A 1,616-nucleotide genomic window follows, 5' to 3' on the forward strand; every position below is an offset into this window, starting at 1 on the left:
TCGATGGAATTCGACGTGCTGATCGTCGGCGGCGGCCCGGCCGGGCTGGCGGCAGCGATCCGCTTGAAACAGCTCGCCACGGCCAAGGGCCAGGAGCTGTCGGTGTGCCTGATCGAGAAGGCCGCCGAGATCGGTGCCCACATCCTGTCGGGCGCGGTGATGGACCCCAAGGCGCTCACCGAGCTCATCCCCGACTGGAAGGAACAGGGCGCCCCGCTCAACACCGAGGTCACCGAAGACCGCGTGCTGTTCCTGTCCGAGACCGGTGCCCGCCAGGCCCCCAACGGCCTGCTGCCCGACTGTTTCGTGAACCACGGCAACTACATCGTGCGCCTGGGCAACGTGGTGAAGTGGCTCGGCGAGCAGGCCGAGGCGGCCGGCGTCGAGGTCTATCCCGGCTTTGCCGGCGCCGAGATCCTGTTCGATGAAAAAGGCGCGGTCAAGGGCGTGGCCACTGGCGACATGGGCCTCAACCGTGACGGCACGCCCGGCCCGCACCACCAGCCGGGCATGGAGCTGCACGCCAAGTACACGCTCTTTGCCGAAGGCTGTCGCGGCCATCTGGGCAAGCAGCTCGAGGCGAAGTTCGATCTGCGCGAGGGCGCCGACCCGCAGACCTACGGCATCGGCATCAAGGAGCTGTGGGAGGTCAGGCCCGAGAACCATCGCCCCGGCCTGGTGGTGCACACCGCCGGCTGGCCGATGGACAACGCCACCTACGGCGGTGGCTTCGTCTATCACCTCGAGGACAACCTGGTGGCGGTGGGCTACGTGGTCGGCCTCAACTACGAGAACCCGCACCTGTCGCCCTTCGAGGAGATGCAGCGCTACAAGACGCACCCCGAGATCCGCAAGTATCTCGAAGGCGGCAAGCGCCTGGCCTACGGCGCGCGCGCCATTGCCGCCGGCGGCCTGCAGAGCCTGCCGCGGCTGATCTTCCCGGGCGGCGCGCTGATCGGCGACGATGCGGGCTTTCTCAACGCCGCGCGCATCAAGGGCAGCCACGCCGCGATCAAGTCGGGCATGCTCGCCGCCGAGGCTGCCTTCGAGGCGCTCGCCAAGGAACGCGAGCGCGACGCGCTCACCGCCTACCCGGCGGCCTTCCGCGACTCCTGGCTGTACGCCGAGTTGCACAAGACGCGCAACTTCAAGCCCTACATGAAGAAGGGCCTGTACCTGGGTTCGCTGCTGTTCGGCATCGACCAGGTGGTGTTCCGCGGCAAGGCGCCGTGGACGCTGCGCAACAGCGCCGACCATGACAAGCTCAAGCCGGCGGCCGAATGCGCGAAGATCAATTACCCCAAGCCCGACGGCGTGCTCACCTTCGATCGCCTGTCCTCGGTGTTCCTGTCCAACACCAACCACGAGGAAGAGCAGCCCTGCCACCTGCAGTTGAAGGACGGCGCGGTGCCGATCGCAATCAACCTGGCCAGGTACGACGCCCCCGAGCAGCGCTACTGCCCGGCCGGGGTGTATGAGATCGTCAATGAGGAGGCTGGGCCGCGCCTGCAGATCAACGCCCAGAACTGTGTGCACTGCAAGACCTGCGACATCAAGGACCCGACCCAGAACATCAACTGGGTCGTGCCGCAGGGCGGCGAAGGACCGATCTACCA

1 protein-coding gene is annotated in these 1,616 nt (G+C 67.0%); it reads left to right on the forward strand.

Features of this window, described 5'->3' with window-relative positions:
* Positions 1–1,616, forward strand: a 1,616-nt coding sequence (locus P7F68_RS19845) for an electron transfer flavoprotein-ubiquinone oxidoreductase (RefSeq protein ID WP_277835658.1), incomplete at both ends; no start/stop codon positions are given.

Origin of the sequence: Thauera mechernichensis (assembly GCF_029588855.1) — a bacterium.
Taxonomy (GTDB): domain Bacteria; phylum Pseudomonadota; class Gammaproteobacteria; order Burkholderiales; family Rhodocyclaceae; genus Thauera; species Thauera mechernichensis.